Below are 23,913 nucleotides of genomic sequence, written 5' to 3' on the forward strand. Positions count from 1 at the left end.
CCCCGGAGTGAAGAACATGACCGACGCCCACACCTCCCCCCCTGCCACCCACGACATCACCGAACGCCGCCTGGCCGACGCCTGGGCCGAATTGCAGGCCCATGCGGACAGCGGCAACCCGCTGGCCGCCGACGCCTACCGTCTGGCCTTCGCCGACCCCGAGTTCCTGCTGCGGCGCGAGACGCGCGGCATCCGCATGCAGCTGGAGCTGCTCAAGCCCGATCTGGCGCAGCAACAGCTGGGCATCGAGAACACCATCGTGGTGTTCGGCAGCGCGCGCTTTCGCGAACAGAGCGAGGCGGAGGCCAGCCTGCGCGCGGCCGAGGCCTCGGGTGAACCGCGCGCCATCGCCAAGGCCCGCGCCATGGTGCGCAACGCCCACTACTACGACCGGGCGCGCGAGTTCGGTCGCATCGTGGCCCAGTACAGCGCGCACTGCCTGCCGCACGAGAAGCTCTTCATCTGCACCGGCGGCGGGCCGGGCATCATGGAAGCGGCCAGTCGGGGCGCGCACGACGAGGGCGCGCTCAACGTGGGCCTAAACATCGCGCTGCCGCACGAGCAGTCGGCCAACCCGTACATCCCATCGCGGCTGAGCTTCAAGTTCCACTACTTCGCGCTGCGCAAGATGCACTTCATGATGCGCGCGAAGGCGCTGCTGGCCTTCCCGGGCGGCTTCGGCACGCTGGACGAGCTGTTCGAGGTCATCACGCTCGTGCAGTGCAAGAAGTCCAAGCCCGTGCCCATCCTGCTGTACGGCAGCGACTACTGGAAGCGCCTGCTGAACCTGGATCTGCTGGTGGAAGAAGGCACGATTTCGCCCGAGGACCTGCAGCTCTTCCAGTACGTGGACGACCCCCAGGTGGCCTGGGAAGCGATCGTGAAGTTCTACCAGTTGCCGGCGGGCTGAGCCCACCGGCCCGGGCTCACTCCAGCCAGCCCCCGCCCAGCGCCGCGTACAGCGCCACGCGGTTCTGCTGCAGGGCCAGGCGCGTCTGCGCTTCGGCCTGTTGCGCCGCGAACAGCGCGCGCTGCGCGTCCAGCACGTCGAGAAAGCTCGCCACACCGTTGCGGTAGCGCAGGTCGGCGAGGCGGAAGCGGTCCTCCTCCGCCGTGACCTGGTCGCGCTGCGCCTGCAGCTGGTCGGCCAGCGTCGCGCGGCCGGCCAGCGCGTCGGCCACTTCGCGGAACGCCGTCTGGATCGCTTTCTCGTACTGCGCCACGGCGATGTCACGCGAGACCTCGGCCGATTGCAGGCCCGCGCGGTTGCGGCCCGCGTCGAAGATCGGCAGCAGCGCCACCGGGTTCAGCGTGAAGCCCCAGCTGCCATCCTTGAACAGGCCCGACAGGTCGCTGCTCGCCGTGCCCGCGCTCGCGGTCAAGGTGATGCGCGGAAAGAAGGCCGCGCGCGCCGCGCCGATGTTGGCGTTGGCCGCGATCAGGGTCTGCTCGGCCTGGCGGATGTCCGCGCGGCGCGTGAGCAGATCCGAGGGCAGGCCGGCCGGCACGTCCGCCAGCAAGGCGGCGTCGGCCTCGGCCACCTGCAGCAGCTCGGCCGGCACCGGCTCGCCCACCAGCAGGTTCAGCGCGTTCACGTCGAGCGCGCGCGCCCGCTGCTGCTGCGCCAGCGCCGCACGGGCCGTGGCCGCCAGCGACTCGGCCTGGCGCAGATCCAGCGCCGAGGCCGCGCCGTTGTCGAAGCGCAGCTTGGTCAGGCGCAGCGAGTCCTCGCGCGTGGCCTGGGTCTGGCGCGTGATGGCCAGCAGAGCCTCGTTGGTCTGCAGGCTCAACCAGCTGCTGATCACCGCCGAGACCAGGCTGGTCTGCGCGGCGTTGCGCGCCTGCTCGCTGGCCAGGTAGTCGGCCAGCGCGGCCTCCTTGAGCGCGCCCAGGCGGCCAAAGAAGTCGATCTCCCAGGTGCTCAGGGCCAGGCCCACGCTGTAGGTGCTCTGGATGCCGCCGCTGCCGTTCGGCTGGCGGTTGCCGCTGGCGGCCACGCCGATGGTGGGGAACTGGTTGGCGCGCTGGATCTGGTATTGCGCGCGCACGCGCTCGATGTTGAGCGTGGCGACCCGCAGATCGCGGTTGTTGTCGAGCGCGCGCTGCACCAGCTCGCGCAGGCGCGCGTCCTGCACGAAGTCGCGCCAGGCGGTGTCCGCCGCGCTGCGCACGCCCGCGGTATCGGCCGCTTGCGGATAGGCCTGCGGCACAGGCGCGGCGGGACGCTCGTAGGTGGGAATCATCGAGCAGCCGGCCAGCAGCAGGGCCGCCGCCAGCGGGCCGAGACGGGTCGTGAAATCAGGATTCATCGTTGTCGACTCCATGTGCGCGCGCGCTGTCGCGGTCGCGCTGGTGCTGGCGCTCGCTGCCCTTGAAGAAGCGGCGCACCACCACGAAGAACAGGGGCACGAAGAACACGGCCAGCAGGGTGCCGGAGATCATGCCGCCGATCACGCCGGTGCCGATGGCGCGCTGGCTGGCCGAGCCCGCGCCCGACGCGATGAACAGCGGCACCACGCCCAACGTGAAGGCCATCGAGGTCATGATGATGGGCCTGAAACGCAGGCGGGCCGCGGCCAATGCCGCTTCCATGGCGCTCTTGCCCTGGGCCTGCACGTCCTTCGCGAACTCGATGATCAGGATCGCGTTCTTCGCCGACAGGCCAATGATGGTGATCAGGCCGACCTGGAAGTACACGTCGTTCTGGTAGCCACGCAAGAGCGTGGCCAGCAGCACCCCGACCACCCCCAGCGGCACCACCAAAATCACCGACAGCGGGATGGTCCAGCTTTCGTACAGCGCCGCCAGGCACAGGAACACCGCGAGGATGGCGAAGCCATAGAGCACCATGGCCTGCGCGCCGGCGAGCTTTTCCTCGCGCGAAGTGCCGGTCCATTCGTAGCCGATGCCCTGCGGCAGCTGCGCGGCCAGGCGCTCCATCTCATTGAGCGCGGCGCCCGTGCTGTAGCCCGGCGCCGCCATGCCGCTGATGCGCATGGTGGGGTAGCCGTTGTAGCGCACCGTCTGCATGGGCCCCGTGATCCACTTCGTGGACGCGAAGGCCGACAGCGGCACGGCCTGGCCGCGGTTGTTCACCACGTTCAGCCGCAGCAGGTCATCGGGCTGCATGCGCGCCGCGGCCTCGGCCTGCACCACCACGCGCTGCAGGCGCCCGCTGTTCGGGAAATCGTTCACGTAGCTGGAACCCAGCGCGGTGCCGATGGCGGCGTTGATGGCGTCGAAGCCCACGCCCAGCGCCTGCGCGCGGTCGCGGTCGATGTCGAGCTGCAGCTGCGGCGCGTCCTCCAGGCCGTCGGGGCGAACCTGGGCGAGCACCGGGCTTTGCGCGGCCAGCTGCAGCAATTGTCCGCGCGCCTGGGTCAGGGCCTCGCGGCCCAGGCCGCCCCGGTCCTGCAGGCGGAAGCTGAAGCCCGAGGACGCACCCAGCTCCGGAATCGGCGGCGGGCTCAGCGGGTAGATGAAGGCGTCGCGGATGCCCATGAGCGCGCCGAAGGCGCGGCCCGCCACGGCCTCGGCCGAGCTGCCGGGCGCGTGGCGCTCGGCCCAGTCCTTGAGCGTGACGAAGGCCAGGGCGGCGTTCTGGCCCTGCCCCGAGAAGCTGAAGCCCAGCACGCTGACCATGCTTTCCACCTCGGGCTGCTTGAGCACGAAGCCCTCCACCTGCTCCATCACCTCCAGCGTGCGCTCCTGCGTGGCGCCCGGGGGCAGCTGCACGTTCACCAGCATGGTGCCCTGGTCTTCGTTGGGCAGGAAGGAGGTGGGCAGGTTCACGTACACCCAGGCCGCCGCCGCGCCGATGGCGAGGTAGACGATGAGCATGCGGCCGGCGCGCGGCAGCAGCGCGCTCACCGTGCGTGAGTAGCCGCCGGTGGTGCGCGCGAAGCCGCGGTTGAACCAGCCGAAGAAACCCTTCTTCTCGACGTGGTGCCCCTTGGGCACGGGCTTGAGCAGCGTGGCGCACAGCGCGGGCGTGAGCGACAGCGCCATGAAGGCCGAGAAGGCGATGGACACGCCCATCACCGCCGCGAACTGGCGGTAGATGTTGCCCACCGAGCCGCTGAAGAAGGCCAGCGGCACGAACACCGAGATCAGCACCACGGTCACGCCGATGATGGCGCCCGAGATCTGGCCCATGGCCTTGCGCGTGGCCTGCAAGGGTGGCAAGCCTTCCTCGCTCATGATGCGCTCGACGTTCTCCACCACCACGATGGCGTCGTCCACCACGATACCGATCACCAGCACCATGCCGAACATGGTGAGCACGTTGATCGAGAAGCCCATGGCCAGCAGCACGGCGAAGGTGCCCAGCAGCGCCACCGGCACCACGATGGTCGGGATGATGGTGTAGCGGAAGTTCTGCAGGAACAGGAACATCACCAGGAACACCAGCGCCACGGCCTCCAGCAGCGTCTGCGCCACCTGCTGGATGGAGATCTTGACGAAGCGCGAGCTGTCGTAGGGAATGGTCCAGCTCATGCCCTCGGGGAAGAAGCGCTCCAGCTCGGTGAGCTTGGCGCGCACCGCGTCGGCCGTGGCCAGCGCATTGCCACTGGCCGACAGCTGCACGCCGATGCCGGTGGAGGGCTTGCCGTTCAGTCGGGCCGAGGTGGCGTAGGCCTGCGCGCCGAGTTCGATGCGCGCCACGTCCTTCAGGCGCACGGTGGCGCCGCCGGGGGAGGCGCGCAGCACGATGTTGCCAAACTCCTCCACCGTGCCGAGCTGGCCGTTGACCACCACGGTGGCCGAGATGCCCTGCCCCGCCACGTTGGGCAGGGCGCCGATTTCACCCGCCGAGACCTGGGCGTTCTGCGCGCGGATGGCCGCGTTCACGTCGGCCGCGCTCAGGTTGAAACCGAGCAGTTTGGCCGGATCGATCCAGATGCGCATGGCGCGCTCGGTGCCGAACAGCTGGGCCTGGCCCACGCCGGGCACGCGCTGGATTTCGGGCAGCACGCTGCGCGTGGCGTAATCGCCCAGCGCCACCGGATCCCATTTGGGGTCGTCGCTGGTGAGGATGGTGAAGAGCAAGAAGTTGCTGCGCGCCTGGTCCACGCGCACACCCTGCTGCGTCACGGCCGCCGGCAGGCGCGGCGAGGCACGCGACAGCCGGTTCTGCACGTCCACCTGCGCCAGCGCCGGGTTGGTGCCGGGCTGGAAACTCAGCGTGATCGAGCCGGTGCCGTTGGCCTGCGCCACCGACTCCATGTAGATCAGGCCGGGCGAGCCGTTCATTTCCTGCTCGATGATGGACAGCACCGAATCCTCGAGCGTCTTGGCGGACGCACCGGGGTAGGTGGCGTTGATCGTGATGGAGGGCGGCGCCACCGGCGGGTACTGCGCGATGGGGAGCTGCGTGATGGAGACCGCGCCCATCACGATCACGAACAACGCGATCACCCACGCGAAGATGGGCCGGTCGATGAAAAACTTCGCCATGTGTGCTTGCCTCAGCTGGCCTTGGAAGGCGCGGCCCCGTTGGGTTTCTGCTCACCCGGCTTCTTCCAGGGCACGGGCTTGACGGTGCCGCCCGGACGCAGTTTCTGGAAGCCGTCGACCATGACCTGGTCACCGGCCTTGAGGCCCTCGGTCACGACCCACTGACCCTCTTGCTGGCCCCGCACGGTGATGTTGCGCGGCGCGACCTTGCCTTCGCCATCGACCACCATCACCGAATCGCCCTGCGCCGTGCGCGTGACGGCCTGCTGCGGCAGCAGCAGGGCATTGCCCGCCGTGGCCTGTTCGATGCGCACGCGCACATACAGGCCGGGCAGCAGCACGCCATCGGGGTTGGGCACCTCGGCGCGCAGCGTCACCTGGCCGGTGGCGCTGTCCACGGTGAGGTCGGAAAACAGCAGGCGGCCATCGCGGCCATAGACCGAGCCGTCCTCCAGCACGATCTTCACGCGGGCGACCTGATCGCCCGCGCCCTTGAGCGAGCCGCTCTGCAAGGCGCGCCGCAGGCGGTAGACCTCGGAGGCCGACTGCGTGAAGTTCACGTACATGGGGTTGATCTGCTGGATCACGGCCAGCGGCGTGGGCTCGCCCTGCCCCACCAGCGCGCCCTCGGTCACCAGCGCGCGGCCGATGCGCCCGCTGATGGGCGCCGTGACGTTGGCGTAGCCGAGGTTGATATTGGCGGTCTGCACCGCGGCGCGGCCAGCGGCCACGTCGGCCTCGGCCTGCTTCTGCGCGGCCTGGGCGTTGGCGTATTCCTGCTGGCTGATGGCGTTTTCCTTCACCAGCGGGGCATAGCGCTCGGCCAGGGCCTTGGCCTGGGTCAGGTTGGCCTCGGCGCGGGCCAGCGTGGCGCGCGCGCTCTGCAGCGTGGCCTGGTACGGCGCGGGATCGATCTGGAACAGGCGCTGGCCGGCCTTGACCTCGCTGCCCTCGCGGAACAGGCGCTGCTGGAGGATGCCGGCGGCGCGCGCCCGCACCTCGGAGACGCGCGAGGCCTCCAGGCGACCCGGCAGTTCGTTGACCAGGCCCACATCGCCCAGAGCCACGGTGATCACGCCCACCTCGGGTGGAGGCGGCGCGCCGCCGCCGGCCTGGGCCGGGGCGCCCTGCTTGCCGCAGGCGACCACCAGGGCGGCCAGGGCGATGGCAACAAGGGTTTTGGCCGCGCGGGAGCGCGGCAGCGGGAAGGAACTGGGCATGGAATAGACCTCGGCGCGCGGGTGGGCTCGGGAAACGCGCGAGTATACATACGTGAATGTATGTATATTCGGCTTTTTTCCGCAAAACCCCTCTTTTACCAAAGTCCATTCATGGCCCGCCGCACCAAAGCTGAAGCACAGGAAACACGCAACCGGCTGCTCGACGCCGCCGAGCGCCTGTTCCAGGCCAAGGGCGTGTCGGGCACCACGCTGAACGACATCGCCACCGCCGCGGGCGCCACGCGCGGCGCGGTCTACCACCACTTCAAGGACAAGGCGGACCTGTTCAACGCCATGATGGAGCGCGTGACCCTGCCGCTGGAGACCTCACTCGCCGAGGCGGGCCGCGCGGCCGCCGCCGAGGACGATCCCCTGCGCTCCCTGCGCGACACCATGGGCAGCGCCTTGCGCCAGACGGCGCGCGATGAGCGCACGCGGCGCGTGTTCGAGGTGGCCACGCACAAGGTGGAATACACCGACGAGATGCAGGCCGTGCGCGATCGCCACCTGCGGGTGCGCAACGAGTGCATGGCCGTGACCCGAGACACCCTTCAGCTGGCCGCGCAACGCCAGGGCCTGAGCCTGCCCATTCCCCTGTCGGCGGCGGCGCTGGGCCTGCACGTGATGATCGATGGCCTGATCCAGAACTGGCTGCTCGACCCCAAGGCCTTCGACCTGGTCGCGCGCGGACGCCAGACCATGGACATCTACCTCACCGGCCTGGGCTTTCGGGAGCCGGCGGCCGACCGCCGTCAAGGCCGCGAACGCTCCGGCGGCGCGACCGCCGGCCGCAAGCGCCAGGCCATGGGCGAGGCCATGCCCACCACGCCCCCCACGGCCCAGAACACATAGGCCACGCCCACCGCCGCCCCGGCCGAGCCGAACAGCAGGGGCATCGCAACGCTCGATCCGTTGATGGCCATGGCGCGCAGGCCCAGGGCCTCGCCGTGGCGGTGCGGCGGCGTCATCTGGTGCAGCATGCTCATGATCATGGGCTGCACCGACCCCAGCGCAAAGCCCAGCAGCACGGACAGCGTGGCCATGGCCCAGGCCGCGTACGCGAAGGGGTAGAGGGCGAACAGCGCGGCGGTGGCGAACATGGCGGCGGCGATCACCGCCGATTCGCGCAGGCGCGCGGCGATCCAGGGCATGAGCACGCGGATGGCCGTGGCCGCGAGCGCGAAGCCGCCCAGGATGGCACCGATGGCGGTGGCGCTCAGGCCGCGCTCGTGGCCCAGCACAGGGACCAGGAAGGTGTGCACGTCCCAGCAGGACGACAGCATCCAGTTCAGTGCCATGAGGCGGCGGAAATCGGGTTCGCGCAGCAGGTCCCACGAAGACCGCTTCTGAGCGCCCTCGGGCGCGGGCTCGCGCGGCAGCTCCTGCGTGCGCCGCACCCACCACCAGGCCAGCCAGGGCAGCAGCGCGAGCACCAGGTAGGCCCAGCGGAACCCCGCGTGGTCGATGGCGAAGCCGGCCAGCACCGGCCCCAGGAAGTTGGAGATCGACGGGCCCACCGCCATCCAGCTGAACACCTGGCGCAGCTCGGTCGCGTCGTGCGCGAGCCGGCCCACGTGGCGCTGCAGCGCGATCATGGCCAGGCCGCTGGCCGCGCCGCAGGTGGTGGCCGACAGGCACAGCACCCAGAACGTGGGCCAGGCCACCGCCGCCAGCGCGCCCACGCTGGCCACGGTAACGGCCAGGCGCACCGGCCGCTGCAGGCCGTGCCGGTCGGCGAAGCGGCCGGCGGGCAGCGCCAGGAACACCGGCGCCAGCGCAAACAGCGCCAGCAGCACGCCCACCGACCAGGCGCTGTGGCCTTCGCGCAGCGCCATCAGGGGCGCGGCCATGCGAAAGCCGGTCATGCAGGCGTGCACGCTGATCTGCGAAGCGATCAGCCGCGCGAGGTCCACGCGCAAGCGGGGGTTCAAGGGGCCTCGGGGTCGGTGGGATCGCTGTCCAGCGGCAGCAGCGCGCTGCTGCGGTCCTGCGGCAGCGCTTCCACGGTCTTGAGCGCGCGGCCCATGGCGCGGCTGCGCACCTCGGCCTGGTCCAGGGTGTTGAGCACCGTCTGGGTCTGGCTCTTCACGCGCGCCAGCACGTCGCCGAACTTGCCGAATTCGGTCTTGACCGCGCCCAGCACCTGCCAGACCTCGCTGCTGCGCTTCTCTAGCGCCAGCGTGCGAAAGCCCATCTGCAACGAGTTGAGCATGGCCATCAGCGTGGTCGGGCCGGCCAGGGTGACGCGGTGCTCGCGCTGCAGCAGCTCCATCAGGCCGGGGCGGCGCAGCACCTCGGCGTACAGGCCCTCGGTGGGCAGGAACAGGATGGCGAAGTCGGTGGTGTGCGGCGGCTCGAGGTACTTGTCGGCCATGGACTTGGCCTCCAGGCGGATGCGCTGCTCCAGCGCGCGGCCCGCGGCCTCGGCGCCGTCCCCATCGGCGCGCTGCTGGGCATCGAGCAGGCGCTCGTAGTCTTCGTTCGGGAACTTGGCGTCGATCGGCAGCCAGCACGGCGCGCCGTCGTCGCCGCGGCCCGGCAGGCGAACCGCGAAATCGACCGGGTTGCGCGAACCCGGGCGCGTGACCACCTGGGCTGCGTACTGGTCGGGCGCGAACACCTGCTCCAGCAGCGCGGCCAACTGGGCCTCGCCAAACATGCCGCGCGTCTTCACGTTGGTGAGCAGGTGCTTGAGGTCGCCCACACCCTGCGCCAGCGTCTGCATCTCGCCCAGGCCCTTGTGCACCTGCTCCAAGCGGTCGGCCACCTGCTTGAAGCTCTCGCCCAGGCGCGCTTGCAGCGTGCTCTGCAGCTTCTCGTCGACCACGGCGCGCATCTCGTCGAGCTTGGCGGCGTTGCCCTGTTGCAGCTGCGTGAGCTGGGCGTCCAGCGTGGTGCGGATCTCGGCCAGGCGGCGCGCGTTGGCCTCGCTCATGTCCTGCAGTTGGCGCGTGAGCGCGTCGCCCAGCGCGCCGCGCAGCTGCACCAGTTGCTGGGCGAAGCCGTCGAGCTGCGCGTTCTGCGTGCGCGTGGTTTCGGCCGACTGCGCGGTGATGGACTCCTGGAAGCGGCTCAGGCTCTGCTGCTGCTCCTGGCGCGCGTTGCGGGCGTTGTCGCTCACCTCGCGCCGCAGCTCGCCTTCCACGTGCTCCACGCGCTGGGCGATCTGTTGTAGCTGCGCCAGCACCGCCTGGCGGTGGGCGATGTCCTCCGGCGACACCGCGGGAGGTTCGGGCCGGCGGCGCCACAGCAGGAGCTGCAGCACCACGCCGCCGAGGGCCAGTGCCAGCAGCGCGATCAGCAACCAAGTGTCCATGGTCAGGCGCGCGCGCCTTTCCCGATGATCTCGGCGTTGAGCGGCGTGCGCGGCTGGCCGGTGGTGAGGTAGTCGATCACGTTGTCGGCCGCCAGCATGGCCATGGCGCGCCGCGTCTGGATGGTGGCGCTGGCGATGTGCGGCGTGAGCACCACGTTGGGCACGGTGAGCAGATCGGGGTGCACCTGGGGTTCGCCTTCGAACACGTCCAGGCCGGCGGCGGCGATGCGCCGCTCCTTGAGCGCCTTCGCCAGCGCCGCGTCGTCCACGATGCCGCCGCGGGCGATGTTGACCAGCGTGGCGCTGGGCTTCATCTGCGCGATCTCGGCCGCGCCGATGGCGTGGTGGCTTTCCTTGCTGTAGGGCAGCACCAGGATCAGGTGGTCGGCCTCGCGCAGCAGCGTGGCCTTGTCCACGTAGCGGGCCTGGCACTCGGCCTCGGTGGAGGGATCCAGGCGCGAGCGGTTGTGGTAGATCACCTTCATGCCGAAGCCCAGTGCGCCGCGGCGCGCGATGGCCTGGCCGATGCGGCCCATGCCCAGGATGCCCAGGGTGCTGCCGTGCACCTCGGCGCCCGCGAACATGTCCAGCGCCCAGCGGTTCCACTGGCCGGCGCGCAGGAAATGCTCGCTCTCGGTGAGGCGGCGCGCGGTGGCCATGAGCAGCGCGAAGCCGAAGTCGGCCGTGGTTTCGGTGAGCACGTCGGGCGTGTTGGTGGCCAGCACGCCGGCCGCGCTGAGCGCGGGCACGTCGAAGTTGTTGTACCCCACCGCAATGTTGGCCACGATGCGCAGCGAGGGCACGGCCTGGACGATGGCACCGTCGATGCGCTCGCTGCCGGTCGTCAGGGCGCCCACCTTGCCCTGCAGGCGCTCGATGAGTTGGGCCGGCGCCAGCACGCCATCGGCGTCGTTGTGATCGACTTCGAAGTGCTGGCGCAGGTGCTCGACGACCTCGGGGAAGATCTTGCGGCTGATGAGGATGGCGGGCTTGGCGGCCATGCGGCGGGTCTCCTTGGGGTGGTGTTGTGCGGGAAGCGGGTCGGGTCAGAGGAACCAGATCCAGGTGACGACCAGGAACAGCGGCAGCAGGATGCCCACCGACCAGGCCATGTAGCCGAAGAAGCTGGGCATCTTCACGCCGCGGTCTTCGGCGATGGCCTTGACCATGAGGTTGGGCGCGTTGCCGATGTAGGTATTGGCCCCCATGAACACCGCGCCGGCCGAAATGGCGATCAGCGTGGGCGCGAGCGTGGTCATCAGCACCTGCGGGTCGCCACCGGCGGTGTTGAAGAACACCAGGTAAGTGGGCGCGTTGTCCAGGAAGGAGCTCAGCGCGCCCGTGGCCCAGAAGTACATGGGGTTGTTCGGCGAACCGTCGGCGTGCGTGACCGCGCGGATCACGGCCGCGAACGGACCGTCCACGCCGGCCTTGAGCATGGCGATGACCGGGATGATGGTCAGGAAGATCGCCGCGAACAGCTTGGCCACTTCCTGCATAGGGGCCCAATTGAACTGGTTGCCCTCGTGCGCGCTCTCGGGCGTGATGCGCAGCGAAACCAGCGTGACGATGATCAGGCCGACGTCGCGCACGATGCCGGGCAGGCCGACCTCGGTGCCGGCGACGTTGAACACCACCGGAGACTTCCACAGGCCGCTCATCAACACCAGCACCACCACCACGCCCAGCAGCGCGAAATTGATCGCGCCGTCGAAGCCCAGGCGCGGCGTGTCGGGCGTGGGATCGGGCGCGCGAACCTCTTCGCGGCGGCGGTAGTAGTACGAGTCGATCAGATAGAACAGCACCAGCAGCACGCCGATGATGAAACCGGTCTTGGCCCACAGGTGCTCGAGCGTCCAGAAGAAGCCCACGCCCTTGAGGAAGCCCAGGAACAGCGGCGGATCGCCCAGCGGCGTGAGCGCGCCACCGGCGTTGGACACGATGAAGATGAAGAAGACCACCACGTGCACCTGGTGCCGGCGGTTGTCGTTGGCACGGATCAACGGGCGGATCAGCAGCATGGAGGCGCCGGTGGTGCCCATGAAACTGGCCAGCACCGCACCGATGGCCAGGATGCCCGTGTTCAGCCCCGGGCTGCCGTGCAGGTTGCCGCGCACGAAGATCCCGCCGGCGACGGTGAACAGCGCCGTGAGCAGGATGATGAAGGGGATGTACTCGGCCAGCGCCGCGTGCACCACCGCGGCGCCCGTGGCGCCAGCGCCGAACGTGAGGGCGAACGGCACCAGGAAGGCCAGTGCCCAGGCGGCCGACACCTTGCCGAAGTGGTGGTGCCAGAACATGGGCGCCAGCAGCGGCATGACGGCAATGGACAGCAGCACGCCGGCGAAGGGCAGGCCCCACCAGGCGGACAGCTGGCTGCCGTCGAGCTCGGCGGCACCGGCCAGGCCGGGCAACAACAGGGACGACAGGGCCAGGGCCCTGAGCGAAAGGGAGCTCACGCCGCGCCCCCCGTTCAGACGGCCAGCAGGTCGACTTCGAACAGCAGCGTGGCGTTGGGCGGGATCACGCCGCCAGCGCCGCGCGCGCCGTAGCCGAGCTCGGCCGGGATCACCAGGCGGCGCGTGCCACCGACCTTCATGCCCTGCACGCCCTCGTCCCAGCCGCGGATGACGTGGCCCATGCCCAGCGGAAATTCGAAGGGCTGGCCGCGGTCCTTGCTCGAATCGAACTTGCTGCCGGCGGCGCCATTGACGTACAGCCAGCCGGTGTAGTGCACCTGCACCGGTCGGCCTGCCTGGGCTTCCTCGCCCTGCCCAACCACGGTGTCTTCGTATTGCAGGCCGCTGGGGGTGGTGATCATGTTTGTCTCCTGAAAAAGAAAAGGAAAAGCGGAAAGAGAGCGCGCGGCCTCAGCCCAGCCAGTGGGTGAACGACGAGACCGGCTCGCGCGGCGTGTGGAAGCCGTTGACGGGCTCGTCGGGGTTGGCGTAACCCAGCGCCATGCCGCAGACCACCATTTCGTCGGGGCCGGCGCCGATGTGCGGGAGGATGATTTTCGCGAAACCGTTCCAGGCCGCCTGGGGGCAGGTGTGCAGGCCCTGGCCGCGTGCGGCCACCATGATGTTCTGCAGGAACATGCCGTAGTCCACCAGCGAGCCGCGGCCCATCACGCGATCGAGCGTGAACATCAGGCCCACGGGCGCGTCGAAGAAGCGGAAGTTGCGGTGGTGCTGCGCATGCATCTTGTCCTTCTCGCCCTTGTTGATGCCCAGCAGACCGTACAGGCCCCAGCCGTTCTCGCGCCGGCGGTCGATGTAGGGGCTGACCCATTTCTCGGGGTAGTAGTCGTACTCCTCGCGGTACTCGGCGGCCAGCGCGGGGTTGGCGTAGATGGCGTCGTGCGCGGCACAGACCTTGGCCACGAGTTCGTCGCGCACCGCATGCTGCAGCACGTACACGCGCCAGGGCTGGGTGTTGGTGCCCGACGGGGCGCGGCTGGCCACGTCCAGGATGTGTTCGATGGTCTGGCGCGGCACCGGCGTGGGCAGGAAGGCGCGCACCGACATGCGGCTGGTGATGGCGGCGTCGACGCTCGCGGGGTCGATCGCGACGGGCTCGGCGAGGTTCATCTCAAGGTCTCCAGGGTCTTCTTCAAGGCGTCGGGCAAGGGCACGGGGCGGCGGCTGGCGCGGTCCACGTAGACGTGCACGAAGTGGCCGTGCGCCGCCGTGCGGTCCGCGCCATCGGCGAACAGGCCCACCTCGTAGCGCACGCTGGACGTGCCCAGGTGCGCCACGCGCAGGCCGGCCCACACGGTCTGGGGAAAGCTCAGCGGCTCGAAATAGTGGCACTGCGTCTCCACCACCAGGCCGATGACGCCGCCCGCGTGGATGTCGAGCGCGCCGGATTCGATCAGGTGCGCGTTGACCGCCGTGTCGAACCAGCTGTAGTAAACGACGTTGTTGACGTGGCCATAGACGTCGTTGTCGGCCCAGCGGGTGCCGATGGCGCGAAAGACGCGGAAGTCGCTGCGGGGCCGGGCCTGGGGACGGGATGCCGGTGCGGTCATGGCCCGGGATTGTGCCAGTGCGTACCGGCCGGGGTTCCAGCCGCCAGCGCCGGCGGCCACGCCTGCCAGCGGCGCTCGAAAGCCAGCGCCGTGCGGTAGGTGTTGATCTGCACCTGCACCGTGGCCTCCAGGTCGTGGCCGTAGCCGCCGCCCATGGCGAAGACCAGCGGCAGCCGGCGCGACCAGGCCCAATCCATCACGCGGCGGTCGCGCGCCTCCAGGCCGTCGAAGCTGAGCTTGAGGCGCCCCAGGCGATCGCCCTCGTGCGGGTCGGCGCCCGCCAGGTAGAGCACCAGTCCGGGCTCGAAGCGGCGCGCCAGCTCGTCGAGCGCCAGGTCCAGGGCGTACAGGTAGTCGTCGTCGCCGCAGCCGTCGGGCAGCTCCACGTCCAGGTCGCTCGGCTCCTTGCGGAAGGGAAAATTCTTGGCACCGTGCAGCGAGAGCGTGAACACACTGGGGTCGGCCGCGAACAGGCGTGCCGTGCCATTGCCCTGGTGCACGTCAAGGTCGACGATGGCCACCCGCAGCGGCTGGCGGTGGCGGCGGGCGTGTTCGGCCTGCATCAACCGCGCGGCGACCGCGAAGTCGTTGAAGACACAGAAGCCACCTCCCTTGTCGGCATAGGCGTGGTGCGTGCCGCCCGCCAGGTTGGCCGCCAGGCCACCGCCCTGCCCCATCACGCGGCGCGCGGCCTGCAGCGTCGCGCCCACCGAACGGCGCGCGCGCTCGGCCATCGCCGGGCTCCAGGGGAAACCGATCTCGCGCTGCATCGCAGGGCTCAGGGAGCCGTCCGCCACCGCGGCGATGTAGGCCGGCGCGTGCACCAGGGCCAATTCCCCGTCGCTGGCGGGCAGCGCCTCGTGCAGATCCACTTCGGGCAGCTCGCACGCCAGGCGTTCGCGCAAACGGCCGTACTTGGCCATGGGAAAGCGGTGCCCGCTGGGCAGGGGCAGCACGAAGTGATCGGCGTAGTAGGCGTGCACGGGGCGCGGGCGAAACGGCGGCGGCGCATTGTGGGCGCGGCGCGAAGCCGCAGCGCGGGCCCCGGGTTTAGAAAGCACCCCCTAAATTGTTGCAATGCAGCAAAAAGGGCTTGCATCGCTGGCCCGGCTCCTCAATAATTCGACCCATGTTGCAGCGCAGCATAACGAACGAGACCACCGTTCGAGCCGAGGCCACCCGCCTCCACGCCGCAGCCTCTGTTGTCCCCCATCCACCCCTCAGGAGAATCTTCATGCTGACCGCCGAACAAATCATCGCCGCCCAGAAGTCCCAGATGGACACCCTCTTTGGCCTGACCCAGAAGGCTTTCGAAGGCGTCGAGAAGCTGGTTGAACTCAACCTGCAAGCCACCAAGGCCGCCCTGTCCGAGTCCGCCAACAACGCCCAGGCCCTGCTCAGCGTCAAGGACGCCCAGGAACTGCTGAACCTGCAAGCCAGCCTGATGCAGCCCCTGGCCGAGAAGACCGTGGCCTACAGCCGCCACCTGTATGACATCGCCTCCGGCACCGGCGCCGAGTTCGGCAAGGCCGCCGAAGCCACCGCCGCCGACGCCCAGAAGAAATTCATGGCCGTCGTGGACAACGCCGCCAAGAACGCGCCGGCCGGCTCCGAAACCGCCGTCGCCGTGATGAAGAGCGCCGTGTCCGCCGCCAACAACGCCATCGAGTCGGTGCAGAAGGCCGTGAAGCAGGCCACCGAAATGGCTGAGTCCAACTTCAACACCGTGGCCGCCACCGCCGTGAACGCCTCCAAGACCGCCGCCAAGAAGCGCTGAAATAGCACAAGAACGCTGCCGTTGATCGCGGGACTTGACATTCCGTCGCCCGCCCACAATTGACAGCGTATTGCAGGCCTTAGTCTGAACGCCCAAGGTTTGCTGTCATCGGTTTTTTCTGGTTGTCTCCTCGGGTCCTTTTCGAAATTCGGTTTCATCGGACCCTTCACAGCCCTCACCCTACGGTGAGGGCTTCTTTTTTTTGGTTACATGCCCCCGGCTCTGGCGCCGAATGGGCCTCCTAGAATCCCTGGATTTCCGCGCCGCCTCCCCACGCGGCGCCCAGTGACCAGCGAGGTTCCATGCAAGAGACAGACACCGCGCCGCGCGACTGCGACGTTCTGGTGATCGGCGGCGGGCCTGCGGGCTCCACGGTTTCCACCTTGCTGGCGCGCCAGGGCCACCGCGTGGTCCTGCTCGACAAGGACCACCACCCGCGCTTTCACATCGGCGAATCGCTGCTGCCGGCCAATATGCCCTTGCTCGATCGGCTGGGCGTGGGCGACGCCGTGCGGGCCATCGGCATGCTCAAGCCCGGCGCCGAATTCGTCTCGCCGCAGCACAGCCACACGCAGACCTACTACTTCGCCGACGCCTGGGACAAGTCCATGCCGACGGCCTACCAGGTCAAACGCGCCGACTTCGACCAGCTGCTGCTGCGCAACGCCGCTGAACAGGGCGTGGAGGTACACGAGGGCACGCTGGCCCGCGAGCTGCGCTGGGCCGCCGACGGCCAGCGCGTGGCATCGGTCGTCTCCAGCGACGCACAGGGGCGCAGCACCGAATGGCGCCCGCGCTTCCTGGTCGACGCCTCGGGCCGCGACACCTTCCTCGCGGGCAGGCTCAAGACCAAAGAGAAGAACCCCGACCACAACAGTGCCGCCGTCTACGCCCACTTCCGCGGCGCGCGCCGCCACGAGGGCCAGGACGCCGGCAACATCACCATTTTCTGGTTCGAGCACGGCTGGTTCTGGTTCATCCCGCTGAGCGACGGCGCCACCAGCGTCGGCATGGTCACCTGGCCGTACCACATGAAGACCCGCGGTGGGCGCGAGCTGATGGACTTCCTGCTGGACAACATCCACCATTGCCCGCCACTGGCCGAGCGCCTGGCCGGCGCGCAGCCGGCAACGCCCGCCGAGGCCACGGGCAACTACTCCTACCGCTCCACGCTCAGCCACGGCGCCGGCTTCCTGCTGCTGGGCGACGCCTATGCCTTCATCGACCCGGTGTTCTCCTCGGGGGTGTGGCTGGCCATGAGCAGCGCCGAAATCGGCGCGCGCACCGTGGACACCTGCCTGCGCGAGCCGGCGCGCGCGGCCCAGGCCCTGCGCCGCTTCGACCGCCACATGCGCCACGGCCCGCGCGAGTTTTCCTGGTTCATCTACCGCATGACCAACCCCACCATGCGCGGCTTCTTCATGGACCCGCACAACCCCCTGCGCATGAAGGAGGCCCTGCTGTCGGTGCTGGCGGGCGATCTGTTCGGCCGCACGCCGATCTGGCCGTCGCTGTGGGCCTTCAAAGGCCTGTACCTGGCGGTCAACCTGGGCAACCCGCTGCGCAGCTGGCGGGCCTGGCGACAGCGCCGGCGCAACATCCGGCCCACCGCGTCGGCCAGCGCCTCGTCCAGCGCATGAGCGGCCTGCGATTGCTCACACCGCGCGTCGTCGACGCTCCCGTCCCGTCCGGCGTGCTGGGCGGGGCCGCCCTGGACGGCGCGGGCGGCACACCCGCCTGGCCCGAACAGCGCCTGCGCATGCCGGGTGAACGCGGCGCCGCGGCCGCCTGGCGCGAGGCCTGGGCCAGCGACGGCCCGCTGCAGCAGGGCCAGGACGGCGGCCTGCGCTGGCGCGGCGATGGCGAGTTGCTGTACGGCCTGATCGAGCTCGACGAGCCCACGCCCGACGCGCCCGAGCGCGGCGCGTGCCTGCGCGAACGCACGCGCGAGGCCTACCTGCGCCTGTTCGCGCTGCTTGGCGCGCGCGGCACGCCGCACCTGTGGCGCGTGTGGAACTACATGGCCGGCATCAACGGCGATGAGCAGGGCCTGGAGCGCTACCGCTGGTTCAACCTGGGCCGCCACGACGCCTACCAGGCCCTGGGCCCCATCGCCGCCGCCCAGATGCCGGCGGCCAGCGCCCTGGGCTGGGCGGACCGCGGACCGCTGTCGATCGCCTTCCTCGCCGGGCGCCGGGCGCCGCGCCCGATCGAGAACCCGCGCCAGGTGAGCGCCTTCCACTACCCGGGCGACTACGGCCCGCGCCCGCCGCTGTTCGCGCGCGCGGTGCTGGCCGAATCGGGCGCCGGCGAATGGCTGCTGGTCTCCGGCACCGCGAGCATCGTCGGCCACCAGACCGTGCACCCGGGCGACGTGGTCGCGCAATGCGAAGAAACCGCGCGCAACCTGCGCGCCGTGCTGGACGAGGCCAACCGCGCCACACGCACCGCCGGACACCGCGCCGAGGCGCTGAGCCATCGGGTGTACGTGCGCCACGCGGCCGATTTCCCCGTCGTGCGCCGCGCGCTCGAGCGCTGCCTGGGCGGCGCCGGCCTCACGCTGATGCAGGCCGACATCTGCCGCCAGGACCTGCTGGTCGAGGTGGAGTCCCTGGCCCACGGACCCGTCCTGCGCTGATGCGGCTCACCTTGTCCCGCCCCACCCAGTGGCTGCAGGCGCTGCGCGAGCACCTGGCCATGGTGCTGGGCCTGAGCCTGCTCGCCTCGCTGTGCCTGAGCTGGTCGCCGATCGCCCTGGTGCTGCACCACGCGCTGCCGCGGCGCTGGGGACAGGCCGTGGGCCGGCGCGTGGCCACGGCCTGCTTCCGCTTCTACCTCGGCGCGCTGCGCGCGGTCTGCGGCTGCCGTTTCGACCTGAACGCGCTCGATGGCCTGGCCGGGCAGGGCCCGATGATCGTGGTGGCCAACCACCCCAGCCTGCTCGACGCCCTGCTGCTGGTCTCGCGCCTGCCCAACGCGGTCTGCATCATGAAGGCTGGCCTGATGGACAACCCGCTGTTCGGCGCGGGCGCCCGGCTCGCGGGCTATGTGCGCAACGACAACCTGCTGCACGTGATCCTGCAATGCCGCAGTGAGCTGCGCGAAGGCGCCCAGGTCGTCGTCTTTCCCGAAGGCACGCGCACCACCGACTGGCCCATGAACCGCGTGCCCGCCTCCATCGGCCTGCTGGCGGTGCGCTCGCAGGTGCCGGTGCAGACGGTGCTGCTCGATTTCTCCAGCCCGTACCTGGGCAAGGCCTGGCCGCTGTGGCGCCGCCCCGAGCTGCCGCTGCGGGTGAGCGCGCGCCTGGGCCGGCGCTTCGCGCCGCCCAGCGACGCCCGCGCCTTCACCGACGAACTGCAAAGCCACTTCGACCAGGCGCTCAAGAACGCCCAGGTCGCGTCCGCGAACCCATGCCCCAGCCCTCCACGACCCACCTCGTCCTGATCCCCGCCTACAACCCCGGCGAGCTGCTCGCGCGCACGGTGCGCGCGGCGCGCGAGCGGTGGGCGCCGGTGTGGGTGGTGGTCGACGGCAGCACCGACGGCTCCACCGCCGAGGTGCAGGCCCTGGCCGCGCAAGACCCGCAGCTGCGCGTGATCGTGCTGCCCCGCAACCAGGGCAAGGGCGCGGCGGTGCTGGCGGGCCTGCAGGCCGCCGCGCTGTCGGGCTTCACGCACGCACTGACCATGGACGCCGACGGCCAGCACCCGGCCGAACTGATCCCCCGCTTCATGGCCACCTCGGTGTCACGGCCCGAGGCCATGGTGCTGGGCAAGCCGGTCTTCGGTCCCGAGGCGCCCGCGCTGCGCGTGCAGGGGCGGCGCATCTCCAACGCCTGGGCCAACATGGAAACCCTGGGCATGGGCGTCGGCGATTCGCTCTATGGCTTTCGGGTCTACCCGGTGCGCGCGCTCATCGACGTGATGCGTTCCACGCGCTTCATGCGCCGCTTCGACTTCGACCCCGAGGCCGTGGTGCGCCTGTGCTGGGCCGGCGTGCGCCCGATCAACGTGGACGCGCCGGTGCGCTACCTCGCCCCCGAGGAAGGCGGCGTGTCGCACTTCAAATACCTGCGCGACAACCTGCTGCTCTCCTGGATGCACAGCCGGCTGTTCGCGGGCTTCGTGCTGCGGCTGCCCCGGCTGCTGTGGCAGCGGCTCAGGCCATCGCCCCGTTGATGCCGATCACCTGGCCGCTGATGTAGCCGGCCCGCTCGGAGGCCAGGAAGGCCACGAGATCGGCCACCTCTTCGGCGCGGCCCGCGCGCTGCATGGGCACCAGCTGCTTCACCGTGGCGGCGTCGAACACGCCGTCTGCCATGCCGCTGTCGATGATGCCGGGCGCCACCGCATTGACGGTGATGCCGCGCGCGGCCACCTCCAGCGCCAGCGAGCGCCCCGCCGCGTGCAGCGCGGCCTTGGCCGCCGAGTAGTTCACCTGCCCGCGGTTGCCCACCACGCCGGACACCGAGGTGATGTTGATGACCCGGCCCCAGCGCGTGCGGATCATGGGCAGCATGAGCGGCTGCGTGACGTTGAAGAAGCCGTTGAGCGAGACGTCGAGCACGCGGTCCCATTGCTCGCCCGTCATGCCGGGAAAGACGGCGTCGTCGTGCACGCCGGCGTTGTTCACCAGCACCTGCACCGGGCCTTGTTCGTTCAGCTCGGCCAGGGCCGCCGCGCAGGCCGCGCGGTCGGTCACGTCGAATCGACAGGCGCTCGCCCGACCACCGGCGGCCAGGATGCGGTCGACCACGGCCTGCGCCCGTTCCATGCCCTGGTTGGCGTGCACCAGCACCTCCAGGCCGTCCTGCGCCAGGCGCTGCGCAATGGCCGCGCCCAGGCCGCCGCTGCCGCCCGTGACCAGGGCCCGTTTCGAGGCCGTCATGCCAGGCCCCCGTCGGACGAGAGGCCCGCGGCGTCGAGCACCACGGCCGCGCGGCCATCGGCCACGGCGCCGCGGGCGCCCTCGACGCTGAAGCCGTAGAGCACGTTTCGCGCATCGCCCGACAGGCGCTCGGCGCGCACGCGCAGCGGCGCGTCGGCGGCTTCGATGCGCAGCGTGTGCAGGTTCACCCCGCGCACGCTGGCCAGGTAGCCCGCGCGCGGCGCCTCATGCAGACCGGCGACCAGGGCGCCGTGCACGGCCATGGCCTGGGCCGCGTATTCGATGGCGTGCACCGCGCCCAGGGCGCCGTCGGCGCCGCGCAGCGGGTGCGTGGCCAGGCCATCGAGCCGCGCCTCGCAGTGAATGGCCTCGGGCGACCAGTGCCGCACGGCGTCGAGCAGGCACATGTCGAGCTGGTGCGGGATGCGGCGCGCGATGGCGTCGCGGTCCAGCGGGGCGTGGGAGGTCGGGTCGGTCATGGTTGGCGGGGCGTGAAGCGCAGCCGCAGGCGCTGGGGCGCCAGGTAGTCCAGCACCACGGGGCGATCATCGCCGCGCGCGATGCGCTCGAGCAAGGGCAGGCCACGCAGCGCGGGAAAGGCCCTGCGCAGGCCTTCCAGCGGCGCCGCCGCCAGCGTGTCCACCGGATCGCGCGTGAGCGCGCCGTGCAGCGTGCCCAGGCTTCGCTCGCGCGGCGCGGTGCCCAGCCAGAGCGCGATGCCCGCCGCATCCGGCACGGGCCGGCAAGCGTGCAACGGCTCGGGGTACTCGCTGTCGTAGGCCACCAGCAGCACCTCGGGCGCGCCGTCGAGCAACTGGCCCACGGCGTCGATCCAGCCCGCGCCCAAGCTGGCGTCGTGCGCGCACAGCACCTGGCTGGGCGCCATGGAGCGCGTGGCGATGCCCCAGTAGCCGGCCGCCGCGTTGTGCACCGAGTTGTGGAAGCGCGTGGGCGAGATGGCGCGGTCCTCGCCCGCCAGCTGTTCGCACAGGGCGTGGCAGTTGTGGCCATCGGCGCCAGACGAGGTGAAGACCGTGGCGATGTCGGCCGGGTCCTGCCCGTCCAGCGCGCGCTGGCCCAGCGCCAGGGCCAGGCGCACCACACGGCTGGCGCGGCGGCGTTCGGCCGCCGGCAGCGCCTGGGCCGGCGGCAGCACCGAAGGCGCGTGCGCCCAGGCCTGTTCGCCGCGCAGCACGGCGGCGGCCTGGGGCCAGTCGGCCAGGCCGGGGGCGATGAGGGACAGGCCGTGCAGCCAGATGGGGGCGTGCGGTGGGGCGTGGGGGCTCTGGTTCATGGCTGGCCCCCACCGAACACCAGGCTGCAGTTGCTGCCGCCAAAACCGAAGGAGTTGGACAGCGCGTACCTCAGCCCGGGCGCGGGCGCGCCGTCGAGGCGGTAGTCCAGATCGAGCGCCGGATCGAGTTCGCGCGTGCCGGGGCTGCCGGGAATCCAGCCCTCGCGCAGCGCGATGGCGCAGGCCACCGCCTCCAGCGCGCCGGCCGCGCCCAGCGTGTGGCCGGTGGCGCCCTTGATGGACGAACACGGCGCGCCGCGCCCGAACAGCGCGGCCACGGCGAGGCCCTCGGCCGCGTCGTTGGCCGGCGTGGCGGTGCCGTGCAGGTTGATGTAGCCGATCTGGTCCGCCCGCAGGCCGGCCGAGCGCAGCGCGGCCTCCATGGCCCGGCGCGCGCCCAGGCCCTGCGGGTGCGGGGCCGACATATGGTGCGCATCGCTGGACTCGCCCACACCCAGCAGCCGCACGGCGGCCGGCGCGCCGTCGCGCTCCAGCAGCGCGAAGGCCGCCGCCTCGCCGATGGAGATGCCGTCGCGCCGCGCATCGCTGGGCCGGCAGGGCTCGGCCGAGGTGAGTTGCAGCGAGGCGAAGCCGTACAGCGTGGTGAGGCAGAGCGAATCGACGCCACCCACCACGGCCGCGTCGATGGTCCCCGCCGCGAGCTGGCGCGCGGCGGCGGCGAACACTTTGGCGCTGGACGAACAGGCGCTGGACAGCGCCATGGCCATGCCCTGCAGCCCGAAGGCGGCGCGCACGAAGGCGCTCACCGAGCCGGTGTTGTGCGTGGTGTCGTAGTGGAACCAGGCGGGCAGCGCGCCCGTGGCCGGGTCGCGCTCGCGGTAGGCCAGCTCGGTCTGCAGGATGCCCGAGGTGCTGGTGCCGACGAACACGCCCACGCGGTCCGCCCCGTGGCGGGCCACGGCCTCGCGCACGCGCTCGGCGAAGCCGTCCTGCTGCAGGCCCATCCAGGCCAGGCGGTGGTTGCGGCAGTCGAAGGCGCTCAGCGCCGCGGGCAATGCCACGGCGTCGACGCCGGGCACCTCGCCGATCCAGGTGGGCAGGTCCACGGTTTCGAAGCGGCAGGGCGTCAGGCCGCTGCGCGATGCGCGCAGCGCCCGCGTGTGCTCGGCCAGGCCCTGCCCCAGACAGGAAGTGGCGGTGTAGGCGGTGAGGGAAACGGCTTGCATGGGAACCCGGGGCGCGGCGCTCAGCGCACGCGGCAATACAGCATGACGTTGGCCAGGGGCTTATTGCCGCTCATGTCGCGGCTGTCCACCTCGAAGCCCAGCGATTCGAGCTCGGCGCGCCACGCGGCCAGCGGGCGCGCGTACAGGCGCGAGAGCCGGTGCCCGCGCGCGAAGGTCACCACGCGGTCGATGTTCAGGCCCATCTGGTAGCGCCAGCCCGCCGAGGCGTCACCGATGCGGGTGAGGAACACGCCGCCCGCCGGCAGCGCGGCGCGGATGCGCGCCAGCAGCTCGCTCTGGCGCTGGTGGTCCACGTAGTGCAGCGCGTCCAGGATGGTGATGGCGTCGGGCCGACCGAGCTCGGTGCGCGTCATGTCGCCGCGCTCGATGCGCACCACCGGGTGCGTGGCACCGAAGGCCTGCGCCGCGCGGTCCACGTCCTTGTCCATCAGCTCGATGCCGCGCAGGGCCCGCGGCGCGGGCGGCGGCGCCCAGTCGGCGGGCCAGCGGCCCCGCGCCGCCAGTTGCTGCGCGGCCAGCAGCCACGAGAACAGGCTGCCCTGACCGCTGCCCAGGTCCAGCACGCGTGGCGACTGGCTCAGCAGGCCGCGGCGCAGGATGTCGTGAAAGATGGTGTCGTAACCGAGCTTGCCGCGCGCGTAGTGGTACGCGAAGCGGCCGCCGGCGCGGAAGCGTTCGCTGGCGTGGTCGACCAGTTCGTGGACGAAGGCGTGGCTCATGC

23 protein-coding genes are annotated in these 23,913 nt (G+C 70.7%); 7 read left to right on the forward strand and 16 right to left on the reverse strand.

All coding sequences use genetic code 11. The features are described from left to right. Window positions 1-16: 16 nt before the first annotated feature. Entirely contained in the window at window positions 17-910 is an 894-nt protein-coding gene (locus BHU06_RS04145; protein ID WP_070397889.1) for a TIGR00730 family Rossman fold protein, read from the forward strand. A gap of 16 nt (window positions 911-926) precedes the next feature. On the opposite strand, the gene BHU06_RS04150 is transcribed toward BHU06_RS04145, so the two are convergent. The 3 genes from BHU06_RS04150 to BHU06_RS04160 are packed head-to-tail and all read right to left on the reverse strand — an operon-like array spanning window position 927 to window position 6,677. Beyond that, window positions 927-2,309 carry an efflux transporter outer membrane subunit gene (locus BHU06_RS04150; protein ID WP_175442793.1) on the reverse strand — a complete coding sequence of 461 codons (1,383 nt, stop codon included), beginning with the start codon at window positions 2,307-2,309 and terminating at the stop codon, window positions 927-929. Further along, window positions 2,299-5,457 carry an efflux RND transporter permease subunit gene (locus BHU06_RS04155; protein ID WP_070397891.1) on the reverse strand — a complete coding sequence of 1,053 codons (3,159 nt, stop codon included), beginning with the start codon at window positions 5,455-5,457 and terminating at the stop codon, window positions 2,299-2,301. The genes BHU06_RS04150 and BHU06_RS04155 overlap by 11 nt, the downstream gene beginning before the upstream one ends. A gap of 11 nt (window positions 5,458-5,468) precedes the next feature. Further along, entirely contained in the window at window positions 5,469-6,677 is a 1,209-nt protein-coding gene (locus tag BHU06_RS04160) for an efflux RND transporter periplasmic adaptor subunit (protein ID WP_070397892.1), read from the reverse strand. A gap of 111 nt (window positions 6,678-6,788) precedes the next feature. On the opposite strand from BHU06_RS04160, the gene BHU06_RS04165 reads away from it, so the two are divergent. Next, a complete protein-coding gene (locus BHU06_RS04165; RefSeq protein ID WP_070397893.1) occupies window positions 6,789-7,529 on the forward strand; it encodes a TetR family transcriptional regulator in 741 nt (246 codons plus the stop codon). Here BHU06_RS04165 and BHU06_RS04170 read toward each other — a convergent pair. The 8 genes from BHU06_RS04170 to BHU06_RS04205 are packed head-to-tail and all read right to left on the reverse strand — an operon-like array spanning window position 7,430 to window position 15,006. Further along, the gene (locus BHU06_RS04170) at window positions 7,430-8,596 is read right to left on the reverse strand and encodes an MFS transporter (protein ID WP_070397894.1); all 1,167 of its coding nucleotides are present in this window, start codon (window positions 8,594-8,596) and stop codon (window positions 7,430-7,432) included. The genes BHU06_RS04165 and BHU06_RS04170 overlap by 100 nt on opposite strands. Before the next feature lie 8 nt (window positions 8,597-8,604). Further along, a complete protein-coding gene (gene rmuC / locus BHU06_RS04175) occupies window positions 8,605-9,993 on the reverse strand; it encodes a DNA recombination protein RmuC (RefSeq protein ID WP_070397895.1) in 1,389 nt (462 codons plus the stop codon). Window positions 9,994-9,995: 2 nt separating this feature from the next. Continuing rightward, window positions 9,996-10,994, reverse strand: a complete 999-nt coding sequence (locus tag BHU06_RS04180; protein WP_070397896.1) for a D-glycerate dehydrogenase — start codon at window positions 10,992-10,994, stop codon at window positions 9,996-9,998. A 45-nt stretch (window positions 10,995-11,039) separates the two neighbouring features. After that, complete coding sequence (locus BHU06_RS04185) at window positions 11,040-12,452, reverse strand: sodium:proton antiporter (RefSeq protein ID WP_070397897.1); 1,413 nt, start codon at window positions 12,450-12,452, stop codon at window positions 11,040-11,042. A 14-nt stretch (window positions 12,453-12,466) separates the two neighbouring features. Continuing rightward, window positions 12,467-12,814 carry an FKBP-type peptidyl-prolyl cis-trans isomerase gene (locus tag BHU06_RS04190; protein ID WP_070397898.1) on the reverse strand — a complete coding sequence of 116 codons (348 nt, stop codon included), beginning with the start codon at window positions 12,812-12,814 and terminating at the stop codon, window positions 12,467-12,469. A 49-nt stretch (window positions 12,815-12,863) separates the two neighbouring features. Next, window positions 12,864-13,583, reverse strand: coding sequence for a nitroreductase (locus BHU06_RS04195; protein ID WP_070397899.1), 720 nt, complete (start codon window positions 13,581-13,583; stop codon window positions 12,864-12,866). After that, window positions 13,580-14,023: a thioesterase family protein gene (locus tag BHU06_RS04200; protein ID WP_070397900.1), complete on the reverse strand. Its 444-nt coding sequence runs from the start codon at window positions 14,021-14,023 to the stop codon at window positions 13,580-13,582. The genes BHU06_RS04195 and BHU06_RS04200 overlap by 4 nt, the downstream gene beginning before the upstream one ends. Then, window positions 14,020-15,006, reverse strand: coding sequence for a histone deacetylase (locus BHU06_RS04205; RefSeq protein ID WP_070397901.1), 987 nt, complete (start codon window positions 15,004-15,006; stop codon window positions 14,020-14,022). Before BHU06_RS04205 ends, BHU06_RS04200 begins: the two co-directional genes overlap by 4 nt. 251 nt (window positions 15,007-15,257) lie before the next feature. Between BHU06_RS04205 and BHU06_RS04210 the strand changes: the two genes are divergently transcribed. From BHU06_RS04210 to BHU06_RS04230, 5 genes are all read left to right on the forward strand, one after another. Beyond that, the gene (locus BHU06_RS04210; RefSeq protein WP_070397902.1) at window positions 15,258-15,800 is read left to right on the forward strand and encodes a phasin family protein; all 543 of its coding nucleotides are present in this window, start codon (window positions 15,258-15,260) and stop codon (window positions 15,798-15,800) included. Window positions 15,801-16,102: 302 nt separating this feature from the next. Further along, window positions 16,103-17,440: an NAD(P)/FAD-dependent oxidoreductase gene (locus BHU06_RS04215; protein WP_070397903.1), complete on the forward strand. Its 1,338-nt coding sequence runs from the start codon at window positions 16,103-16,105 to the stop codon at window positions 17,438-17,440. Beyond that, window positions 17,437-18,438: a hypothetical protein gene (locus BHU06_RS04220; RefSeq protein ID WP_070397904.1), complete on the forward strand. Its 1,002-nt coding sequence runs from the start codon at window positions 17,437-17,439 to the stop codon at window positions 18,436-18,438. Before BHU06_RS04215 ends, BHU06_RS04220 begins: the two co-directional genes overlap by 4 nt. Before the next feature lie 11 nt (window positions 18,439-18,449). Continuing rightward, on the forward strand, window positions 18,450-19,247 hold the full coding sequence (locus tag BHU06_RS04225) for a 1-acyl-sn-glycerol-3-phosphate acyltransferase (protein WP_254668111.1): 798 nt from the start codon (window positions 18,450-18,452) through the stop codon (window positions 19,245-19,247). After that, window positions 19,214-19,981, forward strand: a complete 768-nt coding sequence (locus tag BHU06_RS04230; protein ID WP_070397906.1) for a glycosyltransferase family 2 protein — start codon at window positions 19,214-19,216, stop codon at window positions 19,979-19,981. The genes BHU06_RS04225 and BHU06_RS04230 overlap by 34 nt, the downstream gene beginning before the upstream one ends. Here the strand turns inward: BHU06_RS04230 and fabG are convergent. Genes fabG through BHU06_RS04255 form a run of 5 tightly spaced genes read right to left on the reverse strand, consistent with a single transcriptional unit; the run spans window position 19,962 to window position 23,911 of the window. After that, window positions 19,962-20,690: a 3-oxoacyl-ACP reductase FabG gene (gene fabG, locus BHU06_RS04235; protein WP_070397907.1), complete on the reverse strand. Its 729-nt coding sequence runs from the start codon at window positions 20,688-20,690 to the stop codon at window positions 19,962-19,964. The genes BHU06_RS04230 and fabG overlap by 20 nt on opposite strands. Further along, on the reverse strand, window positions 20,687-21,169 hold the full coding sequence (locus tag BHU06_RS22355) for a hypothetical protein (protein WP_070397908.1): 483 nt from the start codon (window positions 21,167-21,169) through the stop codon (window positions 20,687-20,689). Before BHU06_RS22355 ends, fabG begins: the two co-directional genes overlap by 4 nt. After that, complete coding sequence (locus tag BHU06_RS04245; protein ID WP_070397909.1) at window positions 21,166-21,984, reverse strand: beta-ketoacyl synthase chain length factor; 819 nt, start codon at window positions 21,982-21,984, stop codon at window positions 21,166-21,168. Before BHU06_RS04245 ends, BHU06_RS22355 begins: the two co-directional genes overlap by 4 nt. Then, window positions 21,981-23,171, reverse strand: a complete 1,191-nt coding sequence (locus BHU06_RS04250; protein ID WP_070397910.1) for a beta-ketoacyl-[acyl-carrier-protein] synthase family protein — start codon at window positions 23,169-23,171, stop codon at window positions 21,981-21,983. Before BHU06_RS04250 ends, BHU06_RS04245 begins: the two co-directional genes overlap by 4 nt. Window positions 23,172-23,191: 20 nt before the next feature. Continuing rightward, window positions 23,192-23,911, reverse strand: coding sequence for a trans-aconitate 2-methyltransferase (locus tag BHU06_RS04255; protein WP_070397911.1), 720 nt, complete (start codon window positions 23,909-23,911; stop codon window positions 23,192-23,194). Between the last annotated feature and the right edge of the window lie 2 nt (window positions 23,912-23,913).

It is taken from the genome of Hydrogenophaga sp. PML113 (assembly GCF_001777155.1).
GTDB classification, from domain to species: Bacteria; Pseudomonadota; Gammaproteobacteria; order Burkholderiales; family Burkholderiaceae_C; genus Hydrogenophaga; species Hydrogenophaga borbori.

Coding starts and splice junctions, on each gene's coding strand:
- BHU06_RS04145 (WP_070397889.1), top strand. CDS start 17: ATGACCGACGCCCACACCTCCCCCCCTGCCACCCACGACATCACCGAA.
- BHU06_RS04150 (WP_175442793.1), bottom strand. CDS start 2,309: ATGAATCCTGATTTCACGACCCGTCTCGGCCCGCTGGCGGCGGCCCTG.
- BHU06_RS04155 (WP_070397891.1), bottom strand. CDS start 5,457: ATGGCGAAGTTTTTCATCGACCGGCCCATCTTCGCGTGGGTGATCGCG.
- BHU06_RS04160 (WP_070397892.1), bottom strand. CDS start 6,677: ATGCCCAGTTCCTTCCCGCTGCCGCGCTCCCGCGCGGCCAAAACCCTT.
- BHU06_RS04165 (WP_070397893.1), top strand. CDS start 6,789: ATGGCCCGCCGCACCAAAGCTGAAGCACAGGAAACACGCAACCGGCTG.
- rmuC (WP_070397895.1), bottom strand. CDS start 9,993: ATGGACACTTGGTTGCTGATCGCGCTGCTGGCACTGGCCCTCGGCGGC.
- BHU06_RS04180 (WP_070397896.1), bottom strand. CDS start 10,994: ATGGCCGCCAAGCCCGCCATCCTCATCAGCCGCAAGATCTTCCCCGAG.
- BHU06_RS04190 (WP_070397898.1), bottom strand. CDS start 12,814: ATGATCACCACCCCCAGCGGCCTGCAATACGAAGACACCGTGGTTGGG.
- BHU06_RS04195 (WP_070397899.1), bottom strand. CDS start 13,583: ATGAACCTCGCCGAGCCCGTCGCGATCGACCCCGCGAGCGTCGACGCC.
- BHU06_RS04200 (WP_070397900.1), bottom strand. CDS start 14,023: ATGACCGCACCGGCATCCCGTCCCCAGGCCCGGCCCCGCAGCGACTTC.
- BHU06_RS04210 (WP_070397902.1), top strand. CDS start 15,258: ATGCTGACCGCCGAACAAATCATCGCCGCCCAGAAGTCCCAGATGGAC.
- BHU06_RS04215 (WP_070397903.1), top strand. CDS start 16,103: ATGCAAGAGACAGACACCGCGCCGCGCGACTGCGACGTTCTGGTGATC.
- BHU06_RS04220 (WP_070397904.1), top strand. CDS start 17,437: ATGAGCGGCCTGCGATTGCTCACACCGCGCGTCGTCGACGCTCCCGTC.
- BHU06_RS04230 (WP_070397906.1), top strand. CDS start 19,214: ATGCCCCAGCCCTCCACGACCCACCTCGTCCTGATCCCCGCCTACAAC.
- fabG (WP_070397907.1), bottom strand. CDS start 20,690: ATGACGGCCTCGAAACGGGCCCTGGTCACGGGCGGCAGCGGCGGCCTG.
- BHU06_RS22355 (WP_070397908.1), bottom strand. CDS start 21,169: ATGACCGACCCGACCTCCCACGCCCCGCTGGACCGCGACGCCATCGCG.
- BHU06_RS04245 (WP_070397909.1), bottom strand. CDS start 21,984: ATGAACCAGAGCCCCCACGCCCCACCGCACGCCCCCATCTGGCTGCAC.
- BHU06_RS04250 (WP_070397910.1), bottom strand. CDS start 23,171: ATGCAAGCCGTTTCCCTCACCGCCTACACCGCCACTTCCTGTCTGGGG.
- BHU06_RS04255 (WP_070397911.1), bottom strand. CDS start 23,911: ATGAGCCACGCCTTCGTCCACGAACTGGTCGACCACGCCAGCGAACGC.